The 25793-nt window shown below is 43.1% G+C and carries 22 protein-coding genes and 1 pseudogene; all 23 read left to right on the top strand.

The window, feature by feature from the left end:
- The first annotated feature begins 1 nt into the window (after position 1).
- Positions 2-1396, top strand: a complete 1395-nt coding sequence (wcaJ, locus tag ACLJQJ_RS09525; protein ID WP_063809118.1) for an undecaprenyl-phosphate glucose phosphotransferase — start codon at positions 2-4, stop codon at positions 1394-1396.
- A 101-nt stretch (positions 1397-1497) separates the two neighbouring features.
- Positions 1498-2976: a colanic acid undecaprenyl disphosphate flippase WzxC gene (gene wzxC / locus ACLJQJ_RS09520; RefSeq protein WP_023139021.1), complete on the top strand. Its 1479-nt coding sequence runs from the start codon at positions 1498-1500 to the stop codon at positions 2974-2976.
- Between the two features lie 21 nt (positions 2977-2997).
- On the top strand, positions 2998-4278 hold the full coding sequence (gene wcaK, locus ACLJQJ_RS09515) for a colanic acid biosynthesis pyruvyl transferase WcaK (RefSeq protein ID WP_000770901.1): 1281 nt from the start codon (positions 2998-3000) through the stop codon (positions 4276-4278).
- The gene (gene wcaL, locus ACLJQJ_RS09510; protein ID WP_063809119.1) at positions 4275-5495 is read left to right on the top strand and encodes a colanic acid biosynthesis glycosyltransferase WcaL; all 1221 of its coding nucleotides are present in this window, start codon (positions 4275-4277) and stop codon (positions 5493-5495) included. The genes wcaK and wcaL overlap by 4 nt, the downstream gene beginning before the upstream one ends.
- A gap of 10 nt (positions 5496-5505) precedes the next feature.
- Positions 5506-6909, top strand: a complete 1404-nt coding sequence (gene wcaM / locus ACLJQJ_RS09505; protein WP_063809120.1) for a colanic acid biosynthesis protein WcaM — start codon at positions 5506-5508, stop codon at positions 6907-6909.
- 177 nt (positions 6910-7086) lie between these two features.
- Entirely contained in the window at positions 7087-7980 is an 894-nt protein-coding gene (gene galF, locus ACLJQJ_RS09500; RefSeq protein WP_000981469.1) for a GalU regulator GalF, read from the top strand.
- Positions 7981-8356: 376 nt separating this feature from the next.
- Complete coding sequence (gene rfbB / locus ACLJQJ_RS09495) at positions 8357-9442, top strand: dTDP-glucose 4,6-dehydratase (RefSeq protein ID WP_063809121.1); 1086 nt, start codon at positions 8357-8359, stop codon at positions 9440-9442.
- Positions 9442-10341 (top strand): dTDP-4-dehydrorhamnose reductase, encoded by a 900-nt coding sequence (rfbD, locus tag ACLJQJ_RS09490; RefSeq protein ID WP_001023659.1) that lies wholly within the window; start codon positions 9442-9444, stop codon positions 10339-10341. Before rfbB ends, rfbD begins: the two co-directional genes overlap by 1 nt.
- Positions 10342-10388: 47 nt before the next feature.
- Positions 10389-11267, top strand: a complete 879-nt coding sequence (gene rfbA, locus ACLJQJ_RS09485; RefSeq protein ID WP_000857530.1) for a glucose-1-phosphate thymidylyltransferase RfbA — start codon at positions 10389-10391, stop codon at positions 11265-11267.
- Entirely contained in the window at positions 11268-11819 is a 552-nt protein-coding gene (gene rfbC / locus ACLJQJ_RS09480; RefSeq protein WP_000973714.1) for a dTDP-4-dehydrorhamnose 3,5-epimerase, read from the top strand.
- 5 nt (positions 11820-11824) lie between these two features.
- Positions 11825-12818, top strand: a pseudogene (locus tag ACLJQJ_RS09475) (CDP-6-deoxy-delta-3,4-glucoseen reductase).
- Positions 12815-13588 (top strand): glucose-1-phosphate cytidylyltransferase, encoded by a 774-nt coding sequence (gene rfbF, locus ACLJQJ_RS09470; RefSeq protein WP_000648783.1) that lies wholly within the window; start codon positions 12815-12817, stop codon positions 13586-13588. The pseudogene ACLJQJ_RS09475 and the gene rfbF overlap by 4 nt, the downstream one beginning before the upstream one ends.
- Positions 13589-13592: 4 nt before the next feature.
- Positions 13593-14672: a CDP-glucose 4,6-dehydratase gene (gene rfbG, locus ACLJQJ_RS09465; RefSeq protein WP_000565903.1), complete on the top strand. Its 1080-nt coding sequence runs from the start codon at positions 13593-13595 to the stop codon at positions 14670-14672.
- A gap of 26 nt (positions 14673-14698) precedes the next feature.
- On the top strand, positions 14699-16012 hold the full coding sequence (gene rfbH / locus ACLJQJ_RS09460) for a lipopolysaccharide biosynthesis protein RfbH (RefSeq protein ID WP_000126351.1): 1314 nt from the start codon (positions 14699-14701) through the stop codon (positions 16010-16012).
- 13 nt (positions 16013-16025) lie between these two features.
- A complete protein-coding gene (rfbJ, locus tag ACLJQJ_RS09455; protein WP_000887842.1) occupies positions 16026-16907 on the top strand; it encodes a CDP-abequose synthase in 882 nt (293 codons plus the stop codon).
- Entirely contained in the window at positions 16907-18247 is a 1341-nt protein-coding gene (locus tag ACLJQJ_RS09450) for a hypothetical protein (protein WP_063809122.1), read from the top strand. The genes rfbJ and ACLJQJ_RS09450 overlap by 1 nt, the downstream gene beginning before the upstream one ends.
- Entirely contained in the window at positions 18240-19202 is a 963-nt protein-coding gene (locus ACLJQJ_RS09445; protein ID WP_023224550.1) for a glycosyltransferase family 2 protein, read from the top strand. Before ACLJQJ_RS09450 ends, ACLJQJ_RS09445 begins: the two co-directional genes overlap by 8 nt.
- A 46-nt stretch (positions 19203-19248) precedes the next feature.
- On the top strand, positions 19249-19863 hold the full coding sequence (locus ACLJQJ_RS09440; RefSeq protein ID WP_077950911.1) for an acyltransferase: 615 nt from the start codon (positions 19249-19251) through the stop codon (positions 19861-19863).
- A gap of 1 nt (position 19864) precedes the next feature.
- On the top strand, positions 19865-20908 hold the full coding sequence (locus ACLJQJ_RS09435) for a glycosyltransferase family 2 protein (protein WP_001100432.1): 1044 nt from the start codon (positions 19865-19867) through the stop codon (positions 20906-20908).
- A 93-nt stretch (positions 20909-21001) separates the two neighbouring features.
- Positions 21002-22201, top strand: a complete 1200-nt coding sequence (locus ACLJQJ_RS09430) for an O-antigen polymerase (RefSeq protein ID WP_001529369.1) — start codon at positions 21002-21004, stop codon at positions 22199-22201.
- Positions 22201-23211: a glycosyltransferase family 4 protein gene (locus ACLJQJ_RS09425; RefSeq protein WP_001060529.1), complete on the top strand. Its 1011-nt coding sequence runs from the start codon at positions 22201-22203 to the stop codon at positions 23209-23211. The genes ACLJQJ_RS09430 and ACLJQJ_RS09425 overlap by 1 nt, the downstream gene beginning before the upstream one ends.
- Complete coding sequence (locus ACLJQJ_RS09420; RefSeq protein WP_001529342.1) at positions 23198-24355, top strand: glycosyltransferase family 4 protein; 1158 nt, start codon at positions 23198-23200, stop codon at positions 24353-24355. The genes ACLJQJ_RS09425 and ACLJQJ_RS09420 overlap by 14 nt, the downstream gene beginning before the upstream one ends.
- A gap of 14 nt (positions 24356-24369) precedes the next feature.
- On the top strand, positions 24370-25791 hold the full coding sequence (locus ACLJQJ_RS09415; RefSeq protein WP_000040079.1) for a mannose-1-phosphate guanylyltransferase/mannose-6-phosphate isomerase: 1422 nt from the start codon (positions 24370-24372) through the stop codon (positions 25789-25791).
- Positions 25792-25793 lie beyond the last annotated feature (2 nt).

Genomic DNA, 25793 nt, shown 5'->3' with positions numbered 1-25793 from the left:
GATGACAAATCTAAAAAAGCGCGAACGAGCCAAAACCAATGCATCGTTAATCTCTATGGTGCAACGCTTTTCAGATATCACCATCATGTTTGGCGGGCTGTGGTTCATCTGTGAAGTCAGTGGACTGCCATTCCTGTACATGCACCTGTTGGTGGCGCTGATTACGCTGGTTGTTTTTCAAATGCTGGGCGGGATAACCGATTTTTATCGCTCCTGGCGCGGCGTCAAAATGTCGACAGAGTTAACGCTGTTACTGCAAAACTGGACGCTGAGCCTGATCTTCAGCGCCGGTCTGGTGGCGTTTAATGATGACTTTGACAACCGCCTCGCCACCTGGCTGGCCTGGTATGCGCTGTCCAGCCTGGGCTTAGTGTTATGCCGTTCATTTATTCGTTTCGGCGCGGGCTGGCTACGCAATTGTGGTTATAACACTCGCCGGGTCGCCGTCGCCGGAGATTTGCCTGCGGGCCAGGCGTTGCTGGATAGCTTCCGTAATGAGCCGTGGCTGGGTTTTGAGGTGGTGGGCGTCTATCACGATCCTAAACCGGGCGGCGTCTCTGCTGACTGGGCCGGGAACTTCGAGCAGTTAATTGACGATGCGAAAGCCTCGCGAATTCACAATGTTTATATCGCCATGTCAATGAGCGACGGCGCCATGGTGAAAAAACTGGTGCGCGAGCTGGCCGACACCACCTGCTCGGTGATCCTTATTCCCGATGTGTTCACCTTTAATATTCTCCACTCGCGCGTGGAGGAGATGAGCGGCGTTCCGGTTGTTCCGCTGTATGACACGCCGCTGTCAGGGATTAACCGTCTGCTTAAACGGGCAGAGGATATCGTGCTGGCGTCGCTGATTCTGCTGCTCATCTCACCGGTACTGTGCTGCATTGCGCTGGCGGTCAAATTGAGCTCGCCCGGGCCGGTGATTTTCCGTCAGACGCGCTACGGGATGGACGGCAAGCCGATCAAAGTCTGGAAGTTCCGCTCAATGAAGGTGATGGAGAACGATAAGGTCGTTACCCAGGCGACGCAAAACGATCCGCGCGTCACCCGGGTAGGTAACTTTTTGCGTCGTACCTCGCTGGATGAATTGCCGCAGTTTATCAACGTATTAACCGGCGGGATGTCCATCGTCGGTCCTCGCCCGCACGCGGTGGCGCATAACGAACAGTATCGTCAGTTGATTGAAGGTTACATGCTACGCCACAAGATGAAGCCGGGCATCACCGGCTGGGCGCAAATTAATGGCTGGCGCGGTGAGACCGATACGCTGGAGAAAATGGAAAAACGCGTGGAATTCGACCTGGAATACATCCGCGAATGGAGTATTTGGTTCGATATCAAAATCGTTTTTCTGACGATTTTTAAAGGGTTTGTTAATAAAGCGGCGTATTAAGAACCTGACCCACAAGGCTATTTTACTTGCCATATTGCACCAGGGCAGTGCTCAATCTGGCTGCGCCAATGACGCCTTGTGAACAGGTTCTGGAGAAAAGAATGAGTTTACGACAAAAAACGATCAGCGGCGCTAAATGGTCGGCTATCGCCACGATAGTGATTATCGGTCTGGGGTTAATTCAGATGACGGTGCTGGCGCGGATCATCGACAACCACCAGTTTGGCCTGTTGACCGTATCGCTGGTGATTATCGCGCTGGCCGACACGATCTCGGACTTTGGCATCGCGAACTCGATTATCCAGCGTAAAACGATTGGGCATCTGGAGCTGACCACGCTTTACTGGCTAAACGTTGGGCTTGGGATTGTGGTATTTGCGGTGGTCTTTTGGCTGAGCGATGCGATTGCCCATGTTTTGCATAACCCGGATCTCGCGCCGTTAATCAAAACGTTGTCGCTGGCGTTTATCGTGATCCCTCACGGGCAGCAGTTCCGTGCGCTGATGCAAAAAGAGCTGGAGTTCAATAAGATCGGCATGATCGAAACGACCTCCGTGCTGGCGGGGTTCACCTTTACGGTGATTAGCGCCCATTACTGGCCGCTGGCGTTAACCGCGATTCTCGGCTATCTGGTGAACAGTGCGGTGCGAACGCTGCTGTTTGGTTACTTTGGCCGCAAGATTTACCGTCCGGGGCTGCATTTTTCGCTGGCATCGGTGTCCACGAACCTGCGTTTTGGCGCGTGGCTGACGGCGGACAGTATCGTCAATTACATCAACACGAATTTATCGACGCTGGTACTGGCGAGAATTCTCGGCGCAAGCGTCGCCGGGGGATATAACCTCGCGTACAACGTGGCGGTTGTGCCGCCGGCGAAGCTTAATCCCATCATTACTCGCGTGCTATTTCCGGCATTCGCCAAAATCCAGGACGATACCGAGAAGCTGCGCGTCAACTTCTATAAGTTGCTTTCCGTGGTGGGAATTATCAATTTTCCCGCGCTGTTGGGCCTGATGGTAGTGGCGAACAATTTTGTGCCGTTAGTGTTTGGCGAGAAGTGGAACAGCATTATCCCGATCCTGCAATTGCTGTGCGTGGTGGGGCTGTTGCGCTCGGTCGGCAACCCGATTGGTTCGCTGCTGATGGCGAAAGCGCGCGTGGATATCAGCTTTAAATTCAACGTCTTTAAAACGTTTCTGTTTATCCCGGCAATTCTCATTGGCGGCCATTTGGCGGGGGCGATTGGCGTGACGCTGGGGTTCCTGGTGGTGCAAATCATCAACACCATTCTGAGCTATTTCGTGATGATTAAGCCAGTACTCGGCTCCAGCTATCGTCAGTATATTCTCAGCCTGTGGCTACCGTTTTATCTCTCATTGCCAACATTTATTACCAGCTACGGCGCAGGAAAGCTGGTCGACGGCTATTTACCGTTGTCAGGGGTATTCGCACTACAGGTTGTAGTCGGTATTTTGAGTTTTATTTTAATGATTATTTTTTCACGCAATGCGCTGGTGATGGAAATTAAAAATCAGCTTGTTGGCAGTGCAAAAATGAAAAAGTTATTACGTGTCGGATGACGGGGATATAAGAGGCTATTTATGAAATTATTAATTTTAGGCAACCACACATGCGGCAACCGTGGTGATAGCGCCATTATGCGCGGTTTGCTTGATGCCATCCGTCAACAGGCACCAGAGGCGGAGATGGATGTGATGAGCCGTTTCCCGGTGAGTTCCGCCTGGTTGCAGGGGCGCCCGATTATTGCCGACCCGCTGTATCAGTTAAGCCAGAAACAGCAGGCGGCGGCAGGGCTTAACGGTCGGGTGAAAAAAGTATTACGCCGTCGTTTTCAGCATAAAATTTTATTGTCTAAAGTCGCCCAGGAAGGATCGCTGCGTAATTTTGCTATCGCGCCGGAATTTGCCGAATTCGCGCAATTTATTGCGCAGTATGACGCCGTCATTCAGGTGGGCGGTTCAAACTATGTCGACTTATACGGTTTGACTCACTTTGAATATCCGCTGTGCGCGTTTATGGCGAACAAACCAATTTATATGGTGGGACATAGCGTCGGCCCTTTCCAGAATCCTGACTTTAACCAGCTTGCCAATTATGTTTTTGGACGCACCAGTGCGCTGATCCTGCGTGAAACCGTCAGCCGCGATCTAATGACCGCCGCGCAGATCGATACCCGGAAAGTGGAGCAGGGGGTGGATACCGCCTGGTTAGTCGAACGCCGTCACGACGAGTTTGTCGCCAGTTATGCTGTGCAGCACTGGCTGGACGTCACCGCGCGCCGCAAAACCGTCGCGATTACGTTGCGCGATCTGGAGCCGTTTGATAAACGCCTGGGCACCACTCAGCAGGCCTATGAGCAGGCATTTGCCCAGGTCGTGAATCGCCTGATTGCGGACGGTTATCAGGTACTGGCGCTGTCGACCTGCACCAGTATTGATCGCTATAACCGCGATGACCGGATGGTTGCGTTACGGATGGCGAAGTATGTAAACGACTCAGAACATTTCCATATCGCGATGGACGAACTCAATGACGTGGAAATCGGAAAGATCCTCGCCTCCTGCGTACTGACCATCGGGACGCGCCTGCATTCCGCCATTATCTCCATGAATTTTGGCACACCCGCTATCGCCATTAATTATGAACATAAATCCGCCGGGATTATGCAGCAGCTAGGCCTGGCGGAATTGGCCATCGATATCCGTCACTTGCTGAACGGTTCATTACAAAGCGTGGTGGCCGATACGCTCAATCAATTGCCTGCGCTAAAGGCAAAAGTGGCTAACGCCGTCACCGAGGAGCGGGCGAAAGGGTTCACGATGATCAAATCTGTTCTCGACAGAATTCGGGAGGCGCAATGAAAGTCAGCTTTTTTCTGCTGAAATTTCCACTCTCATCGGAAACCTTTGTGCTGAATCAGATTACTGCGTTTATTGATATGGGCCATGAGGTGGAGATTGTCGCGTTACAAAAAGGCGATACCCAACATACTCACGCCGCCTGGGAGAAGTATGGCCTGGCGGCGAAAACCCGCTGGTTACAGGATGAGCCCCAGGGACGGCTGGCGAAACTGCGCTACCGGGCATGTAAAACGCTGCCGGGGCTGCATCGGGTGGCGACCTGGAAAGCGCTCAATTTTACCCGCTATGGCGATGAATCACGCAATTTGATCCTTTCCGCGATTTGCGCGCAGGTGAGCCACCCTTTTGTGGCGGATGTGTTTATCGCACACTTTGGTCCGGCGGGCGTGACGGCGGCCAAACTACGCGAACTGGGCGTGCTTCGCGGCAAAATCGCGACTATTTTCCACGGGATTGATATTTCCAGCCGCGAAGTGCTCAGTCATTACACGCCGGAGTATCAGCAGTTGTTTCGTCGTGGCGATCTGATGCTGCCCATCAGCGAACTGTGGGCCGGTCGCCTGAAAAGTATGGGCTGTCCGCCGGAAAAGATTGCCGTTTCGCGCATGGGCGTCGACATGACGCGTTTTACCCATCGTCCGGTGAAAGCGCCAGGGATGCCGCTGGAGATGATTTCCGTCGCGCGCCTGACAGAAAAAAAAGGCCTGCATGTGGCGATTGAAGCCTGTCGGCAACTGAAAGCACAGGGCGTGGCGTTTCGCTACCGCATTCTGGGGATTGGCCCGTGGGAACGTCGGCTGCGCACGCTCATCGAGCAGTATCAGCTAGAGGATGTCATTGAGATGCCGGGGTTTAAACCGAGCCATGAAGTGAAGGCGATGCTGGATGACGCCGATGTTTTTTTGCTGCCGTCGATTACCGGTACGGATGGCGATATGGAAGGTATTCCGGTAGCGCTGATGGAGGCGATGGCGGTAGGGATTCCCGTGGTATCTACCGTGCATAGCGGTATTCCGGAACTGGTGGAGGCCGGCAAATCCGGCTGGCTGGTGCCGGAAAACGATGCGCAGGCGCTGGCGGCCCGACTCGCTGAGTTCAGCCGGATTGACCACGACACGCTGGAGTCGGTGATCACGCGCGCCCGTGAAAAAGTGGCGCAAGATTTTAATCAGCAAGCGATTAATCGCCAGTTAGCCAGCCTGCTACAAACGATATAAACGAGGTGGTATGCCCGCGACTAAATTCTCCCGACGTACTCTCCTGACGGCAGGTTCTGCGCTTGCTGTTCTTCCTTTTCTGCGCGCCTTGCCGGTACAGGCGCGTGAACCTCGCGAGACCGTCGATATTAAGGATTATCCGGCGGATGACGGTATCGCCTCGTTCAAACAGGCCTTCGCCGACGGACAGACCGTGGTCGTGCCGCCAGGATGGGTGTGTGAAAATATCAATGCGGCGATAACGATTCCGGCGGGAAAAACGCTGCGGGTACAGGGCGCGGTGCGTGGGAATGGCCGGGGACGGTTTATTTTGCAGGACGGGTGTCAGGTGGTGGGGGAGCAGGGCGGCAGTCTGCACAATGTGACGCTGGATGTTCGCGGGTCGGACTGTGTGATTAAAGGCGTGACGATGAGCGGCTTTGGCCCCGTCGCGCAAATTTTCATCGGCGGTAAGGAACCGCAGGTGATGCGTAATCTCATTATCGATGACATCACCGTTACCCACGCCAACTACGCCATTCTCCGCCAGGGATTTCATAACCAAATGGATGGCGCGCGGATTACGCATAGCCGCTTTAGCGATTTACAGGGGGACGCCATTGAGTGGAATGTCGCGATTCACGACCGCGACATCCTGATTTCCGATCATGTCATCGAACGCATTGATTGTACCAATGGCAAAATCAACTGGGGGATCGGCATCGGGCTGGCGGGTAGCACCTATGACAACAGTTATCCTGAAGACCAGGCAGTAAAAAACTTTGTGGTGGCCAATATTACCGGATCTGATTGCCGACAGCTTGTGCACGTAGAAAATGGCAAACATTTCGTCATTCGCAATGTCAAAGCCAAAAACATCACGCCCGATTTCAGTAAAAAGGCGGGTATTGATAACGCAACGATCGCAATTTATGGCTGTGATAATTTCGTCATTGATAATATTGATATGACGAATAGTGCCGGGATGCTCATCGGCTATGGCGTCGTTAAAGGAAAATACCTGTCAATTCCGCAAAACTTTAAATTAAACGCTATTCGGTTGGATAATCGCCAGGTTGCTTATAAATTACGCGGCATTCAAATTTCCTCCGGCAACACCCCCTCTTTTGTCGCCATCACCAATGTACGGATGACGCGTGCTACGCTGGAACTGCATAATCAACCGCAGCACCTCTTTCTGCGTAATATCAACGTGATGCAAACTTCAGCGATTGGCCCGGCGTTAAAAATGCATTTCGATTTGCGTAAAGATGTCCGTGGTCAATTTATGGCCCGCCAGGACACGCTGCTTTCCCTCGCTAATGTTCATGCCATCAATGAAAACGGGCAGAGTTCCGTGGATATCGACAGGATTAATCACCAAACCGTGAATGTCGAAGCAGTGAATTTTCCGCTGCCGAAGCGGGGAGGGTAAGTACCGCTATTTTTACGAAAATTCCTGGGAAAAAGTTGTTCATACTTAATGTTATGGTGCCGACTAAGACGTAATGTAGAGCGTGCCATCATTATCCCTGGCAGCAGAGTAATTCATGCTGGCGAAAACAAGCTAAAGAGCTATAATTCAGCAACCATTTTACAGGTGGAAGAAACAATGATGAATTTGAAAGCAGTTATACCGGTAGCGGGTTTGGGTATGCATATGTTGCCTGCCACCAAGGCAATCCCAAAAGAGATGCTACCGATCGTCGACAAGCCAATGATTCAGTACATTGTCGATGAGATTGTGGCTGCAGGGATCAAAGAAATCGTACTGGTGACTCACGCGTCTAAAAACGCCGTTGAGAACCACTTCGACACCTCTTATGAACTTGAATCACTTCTTGAACAGCGCGTTAAGCGTCAGCTTTTGGCGGAAGTGCAATCTATCTGCCCACCGGGCGTAACGATTATGAACGTTCGCCAGGCGCAGCCGTTAGGGCTGGGGCATTCTATTCTGTGCGCGCGTCCGGTCGTGGGCGATAACCCTTTCATTGTGGTACTCCCGGATATTATTATTGATGATGCTACCGCCGATCCGCTGCGCTATAACCTTGCGGCGATGGTGGCGCGTTTCAATGAAACGGGTCGCAGCCAGGTGCTGGCGAAGCGCATGAAAGGTGATTTATCGGAGTATTCCGTTATCCAGACGAAAGAACCTCTGGATAATGAAGGCAAAGTCAGCCGGATTGTGGAGTTTATCGAAAAACCGGATCAGCCGCAGACGCTGGATTCCGATTTGATGGCGGTAGGCCGTTATGTGCTTTCAGCCGACATCTGGGCGGAACTGGAAAGAACCGAACCGGGCGCCTGGGGCCGTATCCAGCTCACCGATGCCATTGCAGAACTGGCGAAAAAACAGTCGGTTGACGCGATGCTAATGACGGGTGACAGCTATGACTGCGGTAAAAAAATGGGCTACATGCAGGCATTTGTGAAGTACGGGCTGCGCAACCTGAAAGAAGGAGCGAAGTTCCGTAAGAGCATAGAGCAGCTTTTGCATGAATAAGTATTAACAACCGTGATAAATGGTTGGTGATAAACATAATAACGGCAGTGAACATTCGAAGCGGCAAGTTGGCTGAAACGAGTGTTGACTGCCGTTTTAGTTTTGTATAAAGGGCTTAAGTAACAAGGGGTTATCTGGAGCATTTTAATGCTGATTTTATAAGATTAATCCTTGTTTCCGGATGCAATTAATAAGACAATTAGCGTTTAAGTTTTAGTGAGCTTTGCCCTGCTGGGCGAGGTTTGTAACAAGTCGATATGTACGCAGTGCACTGGTAGCTGATGAGCCAGGGGCGGTAGCGTGTGTAACGACTTGAGCAATTAATTTTTATTGGCAAATTAAATACCACATTAAATACGCCTTATGGAATAGAAAAGTGAAGATACTTATTACTGGCGGGGCAGGTTTTATTGGATCAGCTGTTGTCCGCCATATTATTAAGAATACACAGGACACTGTAGTTAATATTGATAAATTAACCTACGCCGGTAATCTTGAATCCCTTTCTGATATTTCTGAAAGTAATCGCTACAATTTTGAACACGCGGATATTTGTGATTCCGCTGAAATAACGCGTATTTTTGAGCAGTACCAGCCGGACGCGGTGATGCATTTGGCTGCGGAAAGTCATGTGGACCGTTCGATTACCGGGCCAGCAGCATTTATTGAAACCAATATCGTCGGCACCTATGCACTTCTTGAAGTTGCGCGTAAATACTGGTCTGCCCTTGGCGAAGATAAAAAAAATAATTTTCGTTTTCATCATATTTCCACTGATGAAGTTTACGGCGATTTACCGCATCCTGATGAAGTTGAAAACAGCGTTACGCTGCCGTTATTTACTGAAACGACGGCATATGCGCCAAGTAGCCCCTATTCTGCGTCAAAAGCATCCAGCGATCATTTAGTCCGTGCCTGGCGGCGTACCTATGGTCTACCAACGATCGTTACCAATTGTTCTAATAACTATGGCCCTTATCACTTCCCTGAAAAACTGATTCCGTTGGTCATTTTGAACGCACTGGAAGGAAAGCCTTTGCCAATTTATGGCAAAGGGGATCAGATTCGCGATTGGCTATATGTAGAAGATCACGCTCGCGCGCTTCATATGGTAGTGACTGAAGGCAAGGCGGGGGAGACTTATAACATTGGTGGCCACAATGAGAAGAAAAATCTTGATGTGGTATTTACCATCTGTGATCTGCTGGATGAGATTGTACCCAAAGCGACTTCTTATCGTGAACAAATCACTTATGTCGCGGATCGTCCGGGCCATGATCGTCGTTATGCCATTGATGCAGGTAAAATTAGCCGCGAATTAGGCTGGAAACCGCTGGAGACCTTTGAAAGTGGTGTTCGTAAAACAGTGGAATGGTACCTTGCAAATACTCAATGGGTAAACAATGTTAAAAGTGGGGCGTATCAGAGTTGGATAGAACAGAACTATGAAGGACGCCAGTAATGAATATCTTACTTTTTGGTAAGACAGGGCAAGTAGGCTGGGAGTTGCAACGTTCTCTGGCACCAGTGGGGAATCTGATTGCTCTGGATGTCCATTCAAAAGAGTTTTGCGGTGATTTTAGCAATCCGAAAGGCGTTGCCGAAACCGTTCGTAAGCTTCGTCCCGATGTGATTGTTAACGCAGCAGCCCATACTGCAGTAGATAAAGCAGAGTCTGAACCAGAACTGGCGCAGTTACTTAACGCCACCAGTGTGGAAGCCATCGCTAAAGCAGCCAACGAAACTGGCGCATGGGTAGTGCATTATTCAACCGATTATGTATTTCCTGGTACCGGCGATATCCCATGGCAGGAAACGGACGCTACGTCGCCGCTGAATGTCTATGGCAAGACCAAACTGGCGGGAGAAAAGGCCCTGCAGGATAACTGCCCTAAGCATCTTATCTTCCGCACCAGTTGGGTTTATGCCGGTAAGGGCAATAATTTCGCAAAGACAATGCTTCGTCTGGCGAAAGAGCGTCAGACACTTTCAGTCATCAACGATCAGTACGGTGCGCCAACCGGTGCGGAATTACTGGCTGACTGCACGGCCCATGCGATCCGTGTGGCGTTAAAGAAACCAGAAGTCGCAGGTCTTTACCATCTGGTTGCCGGGGGAACCACAACCTGGCATGACTACGCGGCCTTAGTCTTTGACGAGGCGCGTAAGGCAGGGATAACACTTGCGCTTACTGAGCTTAATGCTGTGCCGACCAGCGCCTACCCGACGCCGGCGAGCAGACCTGGAAATTCGCGTCTCAATACTGAAAAGTTTCAGCGTAATTTTGGCCTTATTCTGCCGCAATGGGAATTAGGAGTTAAGCGTATGCTGACTGAAATGTTTACGACGACAACCATCTGATAAATTTAAATGCCCATCAGGGCATTTTCTATGAATGAGAAATGGAAATGAAAACGCGTAAGGGCATTATTTTAGCGGGGGGCTCCGGCACTCGTCTTTATCCGGTGACCATGGCGGTAAGTAAGCAATTGCTACCAATTTATGATAAACCGATGATTTACTATCCCCTTTCCACGCTTATGCTGGCAGGCATTCGGGATATCCTGATCATCAGTACGCCACAGGACACGCCGCGTTTTCAACAACTGCTGGGAGACGGCAGCCAGTGGGGGCTGAATCTTCAATATAAAGTACAGCCAAGCCCGGATGGCTTAGCACAGGCGTTTATTATTGGTGAAGAGTTCATTGGTCATGATGATTGTGCATTAGTGCTGGGTGACAATATCTTCTATGGTCATGATTTACCAAAGTTAATGGAAGCTGCCGTTAATAAAGAAAGTGGTGCTACCGTCTTTGCTTATCATGTAAACGATCCAGAGCGCTACGGTGTGGTTGAGTTTGATCAAAATGGCACAGCCGTTAGTCTGGAAGAAAAACCGTTACAACCGAAGAGTAATTACGCGGTAACGGGGCTGTATTTTTATGATAATAGCGTGGTGGAGATGGCGAAAAATCTTAAGCCTTCCGCTCGCGGTGAGTTAGAAATCACGGATATTAACCGTATCTATATGGATCAGGGAAGATTGTCTGTCGCTATGATGGGGCGCGGTTATGCCTGGCTGGATACAGGGACGCATCAGAGTTTGATAGAGGCCAGTAATTTTATTGCAACCATCGAAGAACGCCAGGGTCTGAAAGTGTCTTGCCCGGAAGAGATCGCATTTCGTAAAAATTTTATAAATGCACAACAGGTTATAGAACTGGCCGGGCCATTATTAAAAAATGATTATGGCAAATATTTGCTGACGATGGTGAAAGGTTTATAAGTGATGATTGTGATTAAAACAGCAATACCAGATGTCTTGATCTTAGAGCCTAAAGTTTTTGGTGATGAGAGGGGATTCTTTTTTGAAAGTTATAACCAGCAGACCTTTGAAAAGTTGATTGGACGTAAAATTACATTTGTTCAAGATAATCATTCAAAATCCAAAAAGAACGTACTTAGAGGGCTGCATTTTCAGAGAGGAGCAAATGCACAGGGTAAGTTAGTTCGTTGTGCTGTCGGTGAGGTTTTTGATGTTGCGGTCGATATCCGAAAGGAGTCGCCTACTTTTGGTCAGTGGGTTGGCGTAAATCTATCTGCTGAGAATAAGCGACAGCTTTGGATTCCAGAAGGTTTTGCTCATGGTTTTGTTACTCTCAGTGATTATGCAGAGTTTTTGTACAAAGCAACTAATTATTATTCACCTTCATCGGAAGGTAGCATTCTATGGAATGATGAGACAATAGGTATTGAATGGCCTTTTTCTCAGCTGCCTGAGCTTTCAGCAAAAGATGCTGCAGCACCTTTACTGGATCAAGCCTTGTTAACAGAGTAAGCATCGTGTCTCATATTATTAAGATTTTTCCATCAAATATTGAATTTTCCGGTAGAGAGGATGAATCAATCCTCGATGCTGCGCTATCGGCTGGCATCCATCTTGAACATAGCTGCAAAGCGGGTGATTGTGGTATCTGTGAGTCCGATTTGTTGGCGGGAGAAGTTGTTGACTCCAAAGGTAATATTTTTGGACAGGGTGATAAAATACTAACCTGCTGCTGTAAACCTAAAACCGCCCTTGAGCTAAATGCGCATTTTTTTCCTGAACTAGCTGGACAGACAAAAAAAATTGTCCCATGCAAGGTAAATAGTGCTGTACTGGTTTCAGGCGATGTTATGACTTTGAAGTTACGCACACCACCAACAGCAAAAATTGGCTTCCTTCCAGGGCAGTATATCAATTTACATTATAAAGGTGTAACTCGCAGTTATTCTATCGCTAATAGTGATGAGTCGAATGGTATTGAGTTGCATGTAAGGAATGTTCCCAATGGTCAGATGAGCTCGCTCATTTTTGGGGAGTTACAAGAAAATACTCTTATGCGCATTGAAGGGCCTTGCGGAACATTTTTTATTCGTGAAAGTGACAGACCTATAATCTTCCTTGCAGGCGGTACTGGATTCGCTCCAGTTAAATCAATGGTTGAGCATCTCATTCAGGGGAAATGTCGTCGTGAGATCTACATTTACTGGGGAATGCAAGATAGTAAAGATTTTTACTCTGCATTACCGCAGCAGTGGAGTGAACAGTACGACAACGTTCACTATATCCCTGTTGTTTCTGGTGATGACGCCGAATGGGGGGGGAGAAAGGGATTTGTCCATCATGCCGTGATGGATGATTTTGATTCTCTAGAGTTCTTCGATATATATGCATGTGGTTCACCTGTGATGATCGATGCCAGTAAAAAGGACTTTATGATGAAAAATCTCTCTGTAGAACATTTCTATTCTGATGCATTTACTGCATCTAAATAATATTGAGGGTAATTTATGAAAGCGGTCATCCTGGCTGGTGGACTTGGTACCAGACTAAGTGAAGAAACAATTGTAAAACCAAAACCGATGGTAGAAATTGGTGGCAAGCCTATTCTTTGGCACATTATGAAAATGTATTCTGTGCATGGTATCAAGGATTTTATTATCTGCTGTGGTTATAAAGGATATGTGATTAAAGAATATTTTGCGAACTACTTCCTTCACATGTCAGATGTAACATTCCATATGGCTGAAAACCGTATGGAAGTTCACCACAAACGTGTTGAACCATGGAATGTCACATTGGTTGATACGGGTGATTCTTCAATGACTGGTGGTCGTCTGAAACGTGTTGCTGAATACGTAAAAGATGACGAGGCTTTCCTGTTTACTTATGGTGATGGCGTTGCCGACCTTGATATCAAAGCGACTATCGATTTCCATAAGGCTCACGGTAAGAAAGCGACTTTAACAGCTACTTTTCCACCTGGACGCTTTGGCGCATTAGATATCCAAGCTGGTCAGGTCCGGTCATTCCAGGAAAAACCGAAAGGCGATGGGGCAATGATCAATGGTGGTTTCTTTGTGTTGAATCCATCGGTTATCGATCTCATCGATAACGATGCAACAACCTGGGAACAAGAGCCATTAATGACATTGGCACAACAGGGGGAGTTAATGGCTTTTGAACACCCAGGTTTCTGGCAGCCGATGGATACCCTACGTGATAAAGTTTACCTTGAAGGGCTGTGGGAAAAAGGTAAAGCTCCGTGGAAAACCTGGGAGTAAGTAGATGATTGATAAAAATTTTTGGCAAGGTAAACGTGTATTCGTTACCGGCCATACTGGCTTTAAAGGAAGCTGGCTTTCGCTATGGCTGACTGAAATGGGTGCAATTGTAAAAGGCTATGCACTTGATGCGCCAACTGTTCCAAGTTTATTTGAGATAGTGCGTCTTAATGATCTTATGGAATCTCATATTGGCGATATTCGTGATTTTGAAAAGCTGCGCAATTCTATTGCAGAATTTAAGCCAGAAATTGTTTTCCATATGGCAGCCCAGCCTTTAGTGCGCCTATCTTATGAACAGCCAATCGAAACATACTCAACAAATGTTATGGGTACTGTCCATTTGCTTGAAGCAGTTAAGCAAGTAGGTAACATAAAGGCAGTCGTAAATATCACCAGTGATAAGTGCTACGACAATCGTGAGTGGGTGTGGGGCTATCGTGAGAACGAACCCATGGGAGGGTACGATCCATACTCTAATAGTAAAGGTTGTGCAGAATTAGTCGCGTCTGCATTCCGGAACTCATTCTTCAATCCTGCAAATTATGAGCAACATGGCGTTGGTTTGGCGTCTGTGAGGGCTGGTAATGTCATAGGCGGAGGCGATTGGGCTAAAGACCGTTTAATTCCCGATATTCTGCGCTCATTTGAAAATAACCAGCAGGTTATTATTCGAAACCCATATTCTATCCGTCCCTGGCAGCATGTACTGGAGCCTCTTTCTGGTTACATTGTGGTGGCGCAACGCTTATATACAGAAGGTGCTAAGTTTTCTGAAGGATGGAATTTCGGCCCGCGTGATGAAGATGCGAAGACGGTCGAATTTATTGTTGACAAGATGGTCACGCTTTGGGGTGATGATGCAAGCTGGTTACTGGATGGTGAGAATCATCCTCATGAGGCACATTACCTGAAACTGGATTGCTCTAAAGCAAATATGCAATTAGGATGGCATCCGCGTTGGGGATTGACTGAAACACTTGGTCGCATCGTAAAATGGCATAAAGCATGGATTCGCGGCGAAGATATGTTGATTTGTTCAAAGCGTGAAATCAGCGACTATATGTCTGCAACTACTCGTTAAGAAAATAAGTTTAAGGAATCAAAGTAATGACAGCAAATAACCTGCGTGAGCAAATCTCTCAGCTTGTCGCTCAGTATGCGAATGAGGCATTGAGCCCGAAACCTTTTGTTGCAGGTACAAGCGTTGTGCCTCCTTCCGGGAAGGTTATTGGTGCCAAAGAGTTACAATTGATGGTTGAGGCGTCTCTTGATGGATGGCTAACTACTGGTCGTTTCAATGATGCCTTTGAGAAAAAACTTGGGGAATTTATTGGGGTTCCTCATGTTTTAACGACTACATCTGGCTCTTCGGCAAACTTGCTGGCACTGACTGCGCTGACCTCCCCAAAATTAGGCGAGCGTGCTCTCAAACCTGGTGATGAGGTTATTACTGTCGCTGCTGGCTTCCCGACTACAGTTAACCCGGCGATCCAGAATGGTTTAATACCGGTATTCGTGGATGTTGATATCCCGACATATAATATCGATGCCTCTCTCATTGAAGCTGCAGTTACTGAGAAATCAAAAGCGATAATGATCGCTCATACACTCGGTAATGCATTTAACCTGAGTGAAGTTCGTCGGATTGCCGATAAATATAACTTATGGTTGATTGAAGACTGCTGTGATGCCCTTGGGACGACTTATGAAGGCCAGATGGTAGGTACCTTTGGTGACATCGGAACCGTTAGTTTTTATCCGGCTCACCATATCACAATGGGTGAAGGTGGTGCTGTATTCACCAGGTCAGGTGAACTAAAGAAAATTATTGAGTCGTTCCGTGACTGGGGCCGGGATTGTTATTGTGCGCCAGGATGCGATAACACCTGCGGTAAACGTTTTGGTCAGCAATTGGGGTCACTTCCTCAAGGCTATGATCACAAATATACTTATTCCCACCTCGGATATAATCTCAAAATCACGGACATGCAGGCAGCATGTGGTCTGGCTCAGTTAGAACGCGTGGAAGAGTTTGTAGAGCAGCGTAAAGCTAACTTTTCCTATTTGAAACAGGGTTTGCAATCTTGCACTGAATTCCTCGAATTACCAGAAGCAACAGAGAAATCAGACCCATCCTGGTTTGGCTTCCCTATCACCCTGAAAGAAACTAGCGGTGTTAACCGTGTCGAACTGGTGAAATTCCTTGATGAAGCAAAAATCGGTACACGTTTACTGTTTGCTGGAAATCTGATTCGCCAACCGTATTTTGCTAATGTGAAATATCGTGTAGTGGGTGAGTTGACAAATACCGACCGTATAATGAATCAAACGTTCTGGATTGGTATTTATCCAGGCTTGACTACAGAGCATTTAGATTATGTCGTAAGTAAGTTTGAAGAATTTTTTGGTTTAAATTTCTAATTTTTAGAATAGGATGCTTGATGTGAATAAGAAAATCCTAATGACTGGCGCTACTAGCTTTGTAGGTACCCATCTACTACATAGTCTCATAAAGGAAGGTTATAGTATTATTGCATTAAAGCGTCCTATAACCGAGCCAACGATTATCAATACCTTGATTGAATGGTTGAATATACAAGATATAGAAAAAATATGTCAATCATCTATGAATATTCATGCGATTGTCCATATTGCAACAGACTATGGTCGAAACAGAACCCCTATATCTGAACAATATAAATGTAATGTTCTGTTACCAACAAGACTGCTTGAGTTAATGCCAGCGCTTAAAACTAAATTCTTTATTTCTACTGACTCTTTTTTTGGGAAATATGAGAAGCACTATGGATATATGCGTTCTTACATGGCATCTAAAAGACATTTTGTAGAACTATCAAAAATATACGTAGAGGAACATCCAGACGTTTGTTTTATAAATTTACGTTTAGAACATGTTTACGGTGAGAGGGATAAAGCAGGTAAAATAATCCCGTATATTATCAAAAAAATGAAAAACAATGAAGATATTGATTGTACGATCGCCAGGCAGAAAAGAGATTTTATTTATATAGATGATGTTGTTTCGGCCTATTTGAAAATTTTAAAGGAGGGTTTTAACGCTGGACACTATGATGTCGAGGTGGGGACTGGAAAATCGATAGAGCTAAAAGAAGTGTTTGAGATAATAAAAAAAGAAACGCATAGTAGTAGTAAGATAAATTATGGTGCAGTTGCGATGCGTGATGATGAGATTATGGAGTCACATGCAAATACCTCTTTCTTGACTCAATTAGGTTGGAGTGCCGAGTTTTCTATTGAGAAGGGTGTGAAAAAAATGTTGAGTATGAAAGATTAATGAATCGTATTATTAGAGTGTTAGGTGTAGATAAAGCAATTCGTTATGTTATTTTTGGTAAGATAATATCTGTATTAACGGGTTTGCTGTTAATAATGTTAATATCACACTATTTATCTAAAGACGCACAGGGCTATTATTATACATTTAATTCAGTAGTGGCACTACAGATAATATTTGAATTGGGGCTATCAACGGTAATCATTCAATTCGCTAGCCACGAAATGTCAGCGTTAAAATATGATTATTCTGAACGAGATATTATAGGTGAAAGTAAAAATAAGCAACGTTACCTATCGTTATTTCGGTTGGCAATAAAATGGTATGCAGTAATAGCTTTGCTAATAATATTAATAGTCGGTCCCATCGGGTATGTTTTTTTTACGCAAAAAGAAGGCTTAGGTGTACCTTGGCAAGGGGCATGGTTATTATTAACAATAGTTACAGCTTTTAATATTTTTCTTGTTTCTGTACTTTCTGTCGCTGAAGGGAGTGGGTTAATTACTGATGTGAATAAAATGAGAATGTATCAGTCGCTGTTAGCTGGTATATTGGCAGTAAGCTTACTTATTAGTGGCTTTGGACTATATGCTACGTCTGCAATAGCTATTTCAGGGACTATCATCTTCTCCATATTTTCATATAAGTATTTTAAAAAAATTTTCCTGCAATCCTTAAGGCATAAAAATAAATATACTGAAGGTGGTATTTCATGGGTTAATGAAATATTTCCTATGCAATGGCGAATTGCTCTAAGTTGGATGTCAGGGTATTTTATTTATTTTGTTATGACCCCCATTGCATTCAAATATTTCGGGGCTATATATGCAGGGCAGTTAGGGATGTCTTTAACATTATGCAATATGGTAATGGCTACGGGCCTGGCTTGGATATCCACTAAATATCCAAAATGGGGAGTAATGGTTTCCAACAAACAACTTGCGGAACTGAGTAAATCGTTCAAAAGTGCAGTAATGCAATCATCCTTTTTTGTCTTGACAGGGTTAACTGGTGTATACATTTCATTATGGTTATTGAAATTATCTGGTTCAAACATTGGCGAGCGGTTTTTGGGATTACAGGATTTTTTCTTTTTATCTTTAGCAATTATTGGTAATCACATTGTAGCTTGCTTTGCAACCTATATAAGAGCGCATAAAACTGAAAAAATGACATTGGCATCATGTATAATGGCTCTCTTGACTATAACTACAATGTTGTTTGTTGCATATTTAGAGTACTCGAGGTTCTACATGTTAATGTATGCAGCACTAACGTGGTTATATTTTGTTCCTCAAACTTATATAATCTTTAAAAGATTCAAGAGTTCTTATGAGTAAAAAACCTCTTCTTACTATTGCTATTCCGACATATAACCGCTCTTCATGTTTGGCTCGTTTACTTGATAGTATAATTCAACAGGAGAACTATTGTCATGATGAACTCGAGGTTATTGTTTGTGATAATGCTTCAACAGATGAAACAGCAAGAATAGCCAAGAGTGGCTTAGATAAAATAAGAAATAGTACTTATCATCTAAATGAAGAAAACTTAGGAATGGATGGTAACTTCCAGAAATGTTTTGAGTTATCAAATGGAAAATATCTTTGGATGATTGGCGATGATGATCTAATAGTCAAAAATGGTATTTCGAAGGTTTTTTCGATATTAAAGACCCGGCCTGCATTAGATATGGTGTATGTAAACTCAGCAGCAAAGACTGAGTTAAATTATAATGCTGATGTGAGGACGTCATTCTACACAAATGATGTAGATTTTATTTCAGAAGTGAAAGTTATGTTCACGTTTATTTCTGGAATGATATGTAAGAAAACTGATGCAATTGTCAAAGCCGTTGGTATTTTCAGTCCGCAAACTACTGGAAAATATCTTATGCATTTAACATGGCAATTGCCATTACTTAAACAGGGTGGAGAGTTCGCAGTTATCCATAATAATATAATTGAGGCTGAGCCAGATAATTCAGGTGGATATCATTTATATAAGGTTTTTTCTAATAATCTTGCGACAATCTTTGATGTTTTTTATCCCAGAGAGCACCGTGTAAGTAAGAGAGTTCGCGCATCAGCATGTTTATTCTTACTTAACTTCATAGGCGATGAAGATAAAACCAAAAATTTTGCTACAAATAATTATTTAAGAGATTGCGATAGTGCATTTATAGATTTAATTATATATAAATATGGGCTTAGGTTTTTCTATCTATACCCTAAAACTGTGCCTTTATTTAGAAAAATAAAATATATTATAAAGACGGTTTTAATGCATAAATAAAAATTATTCAAGGTGGTTTGCTGAAAACGACTTATAGGACTATCTAATGCTTGTCTATATTTTAAGATTAAAATTAAATCTTATCATATCATTATTGAGTAAAGTTAGGCGGAAATTAAAAGCGAAGTTTTTTGTTCTGCTTAGCGGATATGATTTTAAAATGGTTGGGAAGAATTTTAAATTGAATGTCAAACCTTACTCTGCAAAAAATAACACCTCTTCCAAATGGGGTAGTATGCGGGTTGGTGATAACTGCTGGATTGAAGCTGTATATAATTATGGTGATGGAAAATTTGAACCTTATTTGTACATAGGTGATCGTATATGTTTAAGTGATAATGTTCATATTTCTTGCGTATCATGTTTAATTTTAGAAAACGATATATTAATTGGTAGCAAAGTTTATATAGGCGATCATAGCCATGGCAGTTATAAAGTATGCAGTCCGAAAATAGAACCGCCAGCAAATAAGCCATTAGGTGATATTGCTCCTATTAAAATAGGTAATTGCTGCTGGATTGGAGATAATGCAGTAATTCTGGCTGGTAGTGAAATTTGTGATGGCTGTGTAATCGCAGCTAATTCAGTCGTCAAGGATTTAAAAGTCGATAAGCCATGTTTAATTGGTGGGGTTCCTGCTAAAGTAATAAAGGTATTTTAAAATGAATGTTTTTATCAGTATTTGTATACCGTCTTATAATAGAGCTGAGTTTTTAGAGCCACTACTGGATAGCATATATAATCAAGATTATTGTTTAAACAATAATGATTTTGAGGTCATTGTTTGTGAAGATAAATCTCCACAAAGAGATGAGATAAACTCTATTATCGAAAACTATAAAGCAAAAAATAATAAACATAATCTTCATGTTAATTTCAATGAAGATAATTTAGGCTATGATAAGAATTTAAAAAAATGCATTAGTTTGACGACAGGTAAATATTGCATGATCATGGGCAACGATGATCTATTAGCAGATGGAGCGTTATCAAAAATAGTGAAAGTTTTGAAGGCTAATCCTGAAATTGTATTGGCTACGCGAGCGTATGGTTGGTTTAAGGAAAATCCGAATGAGTTATGTGATACTGTTCGTCATTTAACAGACGATACTTTATTTCAGCCGGGGGCTGATGCCATTAAATTTTTCTTCCGTAGAGTTGGAGTTATTTCAGGCTTTATTGTCAATGCTGAAAAAGCAAAAAAACTATCGAGTGATTTATTTGATGGGCGTTTATATTATCAAATGTACCTTGCTGGTATGCTAATGGCTGAAGGTCAGGGATACTATTTTAGCGACGTGATGACATTGTCGAGGGATACAGAGGCTCCTGACTTTGGTAACGCTGGAACTGAAAAAGGAGTTTTCACCCCGGGGGGGTATAAACCAGAGGGCCGTATACATATGGTTGAAGGCTTGTTGCTAATTGCAAAATATATAGAAGATACAACAAAAATTGATGGCGTTTATGCTGGAATTAGAAAAGACTTAGCGAACTATTTTTATCCTTATATTCGAGATCAACTCGACTTGCCTCTTTATACTTATATTAAAATGATAAATAAATTTCGGGAAATGGGATTTTCAAATGAAAAGCTTTTCTATGTGCATGCCTTTTTAGGGTATGTACTAAAACGGAGGGGCTATGATGCTTTAATTAAATACATTCGTAGCAAAAAAGGCGGTACTCCGCGTCTTGGTATTTAACCTCCACTTTCAAAAAATGTTATGAATATACTTCTTGCTGCGATATTAGGCGTTAACTTATTTTCTCCATATATTAGTTCGTGGATGGTGGGTATGCTGCCATTTCCACCAGGAGCAATCCTAAGGGATGTACTCAATGTATTTTTTGTGGCGTTAGTGCTAGTTCGATTTGTCATTGATAGGAAAAAAACTTATTTTCCGTTGATTTTTACTATTTTTTCATGGTCGGCGGTAATACTATGGGTAATAGCGTTAACTATATTCTCACCGGATAAAATTCAAGCAATTATGGGGGGGCGGAGTTATATTTTATTCCCGGCAGTTTTCATAGCATTAGTGATTTTAAAAGTATCATACCCGCAATCCTTAAATATTGAAAAAATAGTTTGCTACATAATTTTTCTAATGTTTATAGTTGCGACAATATCTATTATTGATGTACTAATGAATGGAGAGTTCATTAAATTGCTCGGATATGATGAGCATTATGCAGGAGAACAATTAAACTTAATTAATAGCTATGATGGGATGGTCCGGGCTACAGGCGGTTTTAGTGATGCTCTCAATTTTGGATATATGCTCACATTAGGTGTTTTGTTATGTATGGAGTGTTTTTCCCAAGGATATAAAAGATTATTGATGCTTATTATTAGTTTTGTGCTATTTATAGCGATCTGCATGAGTCTTACTAGAGGAGCAATACTTGTTGCTGCGCTTATTTACGCACTTTATATAATTTCAAATCGGAAGATGCTTCTTTGTGGAATAACTTTATTTGTAATAATTATACCCGTTTTAGCAATTTCTACTAATATTTTTGACAACTATACAGAAATTTTGATCGGCAGGTTTACAGATTCGTCTCAGGCATCGCGTGGATCTACACAGGGACGGATAGATATGGCAATTAATTCATTAAACTTCCTGTCAGAACATCCATCAGGTATAGGTCTGGGTACTCAAGGTTCAGGAAACATGCTTTCGGTAAAAGATAATAGGTTAAATACGGATAATTATTTTTTCTGGATCGCCCTTGAGACTGGTATTATTGGCTTAATCATAAATATTATTTATCTAGCAAGTCAATTTTATTCTTCAACTTTACTAAATAGAATATATGGCAGTCATTGTAGCAATATGCACTATAGATTATATTTTCTCTTTGGAAGTATATATTTTATAAGTGCAGCGTTAAGTTCAGCACCTTCGTCATCAACTTTTTCTATATATTATTGGACAGTTTTAGCTTTGATTCCATTTTTAAAATTAACAAATAGACGGTGCACGCGATAATGAATAATAAAAAGGTTTTGATGGATATTAGTTGGTCTAATAAAGGGGGTATTGGACGTTTTACTGATGAAATTTCTAAACTACTATGTGATATATCTAAGGAGGAACTATATAGAAAATGTGCTTCTCCGCTGGCCCCATTAGGTTTAGCAGTCAATATTTTTCTGCGAAAGAAAACTGATGTGGTTTTTCTTCCTGGCTATATCCCACCACTTTTTTGTTCGAAAAAGTTCATAATAACAATACATGATCTAAATCATCTGGATTTAAATGATAATTCCTCTCTTTTTAAGAGGTTATTTTATAATTTTATAATAAAGCGCGGTTGTAGAAAAGCATATAAAATATTCACAGTTTCGAATTTTTCAAAAGAAAGAATAGTAGCATGGTCAGGTGTAAACCCTAATAAAATAGTCACGGTATATAATGGGGTATCTAGTCTATTTAATGCCGATGTAAAACCATTGAATTTAGGCTATAAATATTTGCTATGTGTAGGAAACAGAAAAACTCATAAGAATGAGAAGTGTGTTATATCTGCCTTTGCCAAAGCAGATATTGATCCAGCAATAAAACTCGTTTTTACTGGTAATCCTTGTAATGATTTAGAAAAACTAATAATACAACATGGTTTAAGTGAACGTGTAAAGTTCTTTGGGTTCGTGTCTGAAAAAGATTTACCATCGTTATATAAGGGCTCGTTAGGATTAGTTTTCCCTTCTTTATATGAAGGTTTTGGATTACCTGTAGTGGAGAGCATGGCCTGTGGTATTCCTGTATTAACTTCTCTAACTTCATCATTGCCAGAGGTGGCTGGAGATGCAGCGATTCTTGTCGACCCTCTTTCGGAAGATGCTATTACTAAAGGAATTTCGAGGTTAATTAATGATTCTGAACTTCGTAAGCATTTAATCCAAAAGGGGCTTTTGCGGGCAAAGAGGTTCAATTGGCAAAACGTGGTTAGTGAGATTGAAATGGTACTGACAGAGGCATGTGATGGAAATAAATGAAATAAAAATATCTCTCGTTCATGAGTGGTTATTAAGTTATGCAGGCTCCGAACAGGTATCATCTGCCATCCTGCATATTTTCCCTGAAGCGAAGTTATATTCGGTGGTTGATTTTCTAACGGATGAACAAAGAAGACATTTTCTGGGGAAATATGCGACTACCACATTTATTCAAAATTTACCTAAAGCTAAAAAATTTTACCAGAAATATTTACCACTAATGCCACTGGCTATTGAACAACTTGATTTATCAGATGCTAATATCATCATTAGTAGCGCCCATTCCGTTGCAAAAGGTGTTATTTCCGGACCAGATCAGCTTCACATTAGCTATGTTCATTCTCCTATTCGATATGCGTGGGATTTACAGCATCAGTACCTTAATGAGTCTAACCTGAATAAAGGAATTAAAGGTTGGTTAGCAAAATGGCTTCTTCACAAAATACGAATTTGGGATTCTCGAACCGCAAATGGGGTTGATCATTTTATAGCTAATTCTCAATATATCGCGCGTAGAATTAAAAAAGTATACAGACGTGAGGCTTCAGTTATATATCCGCCTGTAGATGTGGATAATTTTGAAGTAAAAAATGAAAAGCAAGACTATTATTTCACAGCATCCCGTATGGTACCCTACAAACGTATTGATCTTATTGTCGAAGCCTTTAGTAAAATGCCGGAAAAGAAATTAGTAGTTATTGGTGATGGACCGGAGATGAAAAAAATAAAGAGCAAGGCTACAGACAATATAAAATTGCTCGGTTATCAATCATTTCCTGTTTTAAAAGAGTATATGCAGAGCGCCAGGGCGTTTGTTTTTGCAGCGGAAGAGGACTTTGGAATAATACCTGTCGAAGCTCAAGCTTGCGGTACCCCTGTTATTGCCTTTGGGAAGGGAGGGGCCTTAGAAACCGTTCGCCCACTAGGTATAGAGGAACCGACTGGCATTTTCTTCAAGGAACAGAATATTGCTTCTTTGCATGAAGCTGTTAGTGAGTTTGAAAAAAATGCATCATTTTTTACATCTCAGGCTTGTAGAAAAAATGCAGAAAAATTTTCTCGATCAAGATTTGAACAAGAATTTAAGAACTTTGTTAATGAAAAGTGGAATCTTTTCAAAACAGAACAGATTATTAAACGTTAATTATGGTTTATTGAATGTCTAAATTAATACCAGTAATAATGGCCGGTGGGATTGGTAGCCGTTTGTGGCCACTTTCACGTGAAGAGCATCCGAAACAGTTTTTAAGCGTAGATGGTGAATTATCTATGCTGCAAAACACCATTAAAAGATTGACTCCTCTTTTGGCTGGAGAACCTTTAGTCATTTGTAATGATAGTCACCGCTTCCTTGTCGCTGAACAACTTCGAGCTATAAATAAACTAGCAAATAACATCATATTAGAGCCAGTGGGGCGTAATACAGCCCCAGCTATAGCGCTGGCCGCTTTTTGTTCACTTCAGAATGTCGTCGATGAAGACCCGCTTTTGCTTGTCCTTGCTGCGGATCATGTCATCCGCGATGAGAAAGTGTTTCTTAAAGCTATCAATCACGCTGAATTTTTTGCAACACAAGGTAAGCTAGTAACGTTTGGTATTGTACCCACACAGGCCGAAACTGGCTACGGTTATATTTGTAGAGGTGAAGCAATCGGGGAAGATGCTTTTTCTGTAGCCGAATTTGTAGAGAAGCCTGATTTCGATACAGCGCGTCATTATGTAGAATCAGAGAAATATTATTGGAACAGCGGTATGTTCCTTTTTCGTGCAAGTAGTTACTTACAAGAATTAAAGGATCTGTCCCCCGATATTTACCAAGCATGTGAAAATGCGGTAGGGAGTATTAATCCTGATCTTGATTTTATCCGTATTGATAAAGAAGCATTCGCAATGTGCCCTAGTGATTCTATCGATTATGCGGTAATGGAACATACTAGGCATGCAGTTGTCGTACCGATGAATGCCGGCTGGTCAGATGTGGGGTCATGGTCTTCACTGTGGGATATTTCTAAGAAAGATCCACAACGTAATGTATTACATGGCGATATTTTTGCATATAATAGTAAAGATAATTATATCTATTCTGAAAAATCGTTTATTAGTACAATCGGAGTAAATAATTTAGTTATCGTGCAGACAGCAGATGCCTTATTAGTATCTGATAAAGATTCAGTCCAGGATGTTAAAAAAGTTGTTGATTATTTAAAAGCTAATAATAGAAACGAACATAAAAAACATTTAGAGGTTTTCCGACCGTGGGGAAAATTTAGCGTAATTCATAGTGGCGATAATTATTTAGTTAAAAGAATAACTGTTAAACCAGGCGCGAAGTTTGCTGCTCAGATGCATCTCCATCGTGCTGAGCATTGGATAGTGGTATCTGGTACTGCTTGTATTACTAAGGGGGAAGAAATTTTTACAATTTCGGAGAATGAATCAACATTTATACCTGCTAATACAGTTCATACGTTAAAAAACCCCGCGACTATTCCATTAGAACTAATAGAAATTCAATCTGGCACCTATCTTGCGGAGGATGATATTATTCGCCTGGAGAAACATTCTGGATATCTGGAGTAATG

This window comes from Salmonella sp. SAL04202, from assembly GCF_046550775.1.
Taxonomy (GTDB): Bacteria; Pseudomonadota; Gammaproteobacteria; order Enterobacterales; family Enterobacteriaceae; genus Salmonella; species Salmonella enterica.
Note: the sequence above shows the minus strand (reverse complement) of the source record. Positions and strands in the feature narration are given on the sequence as shown.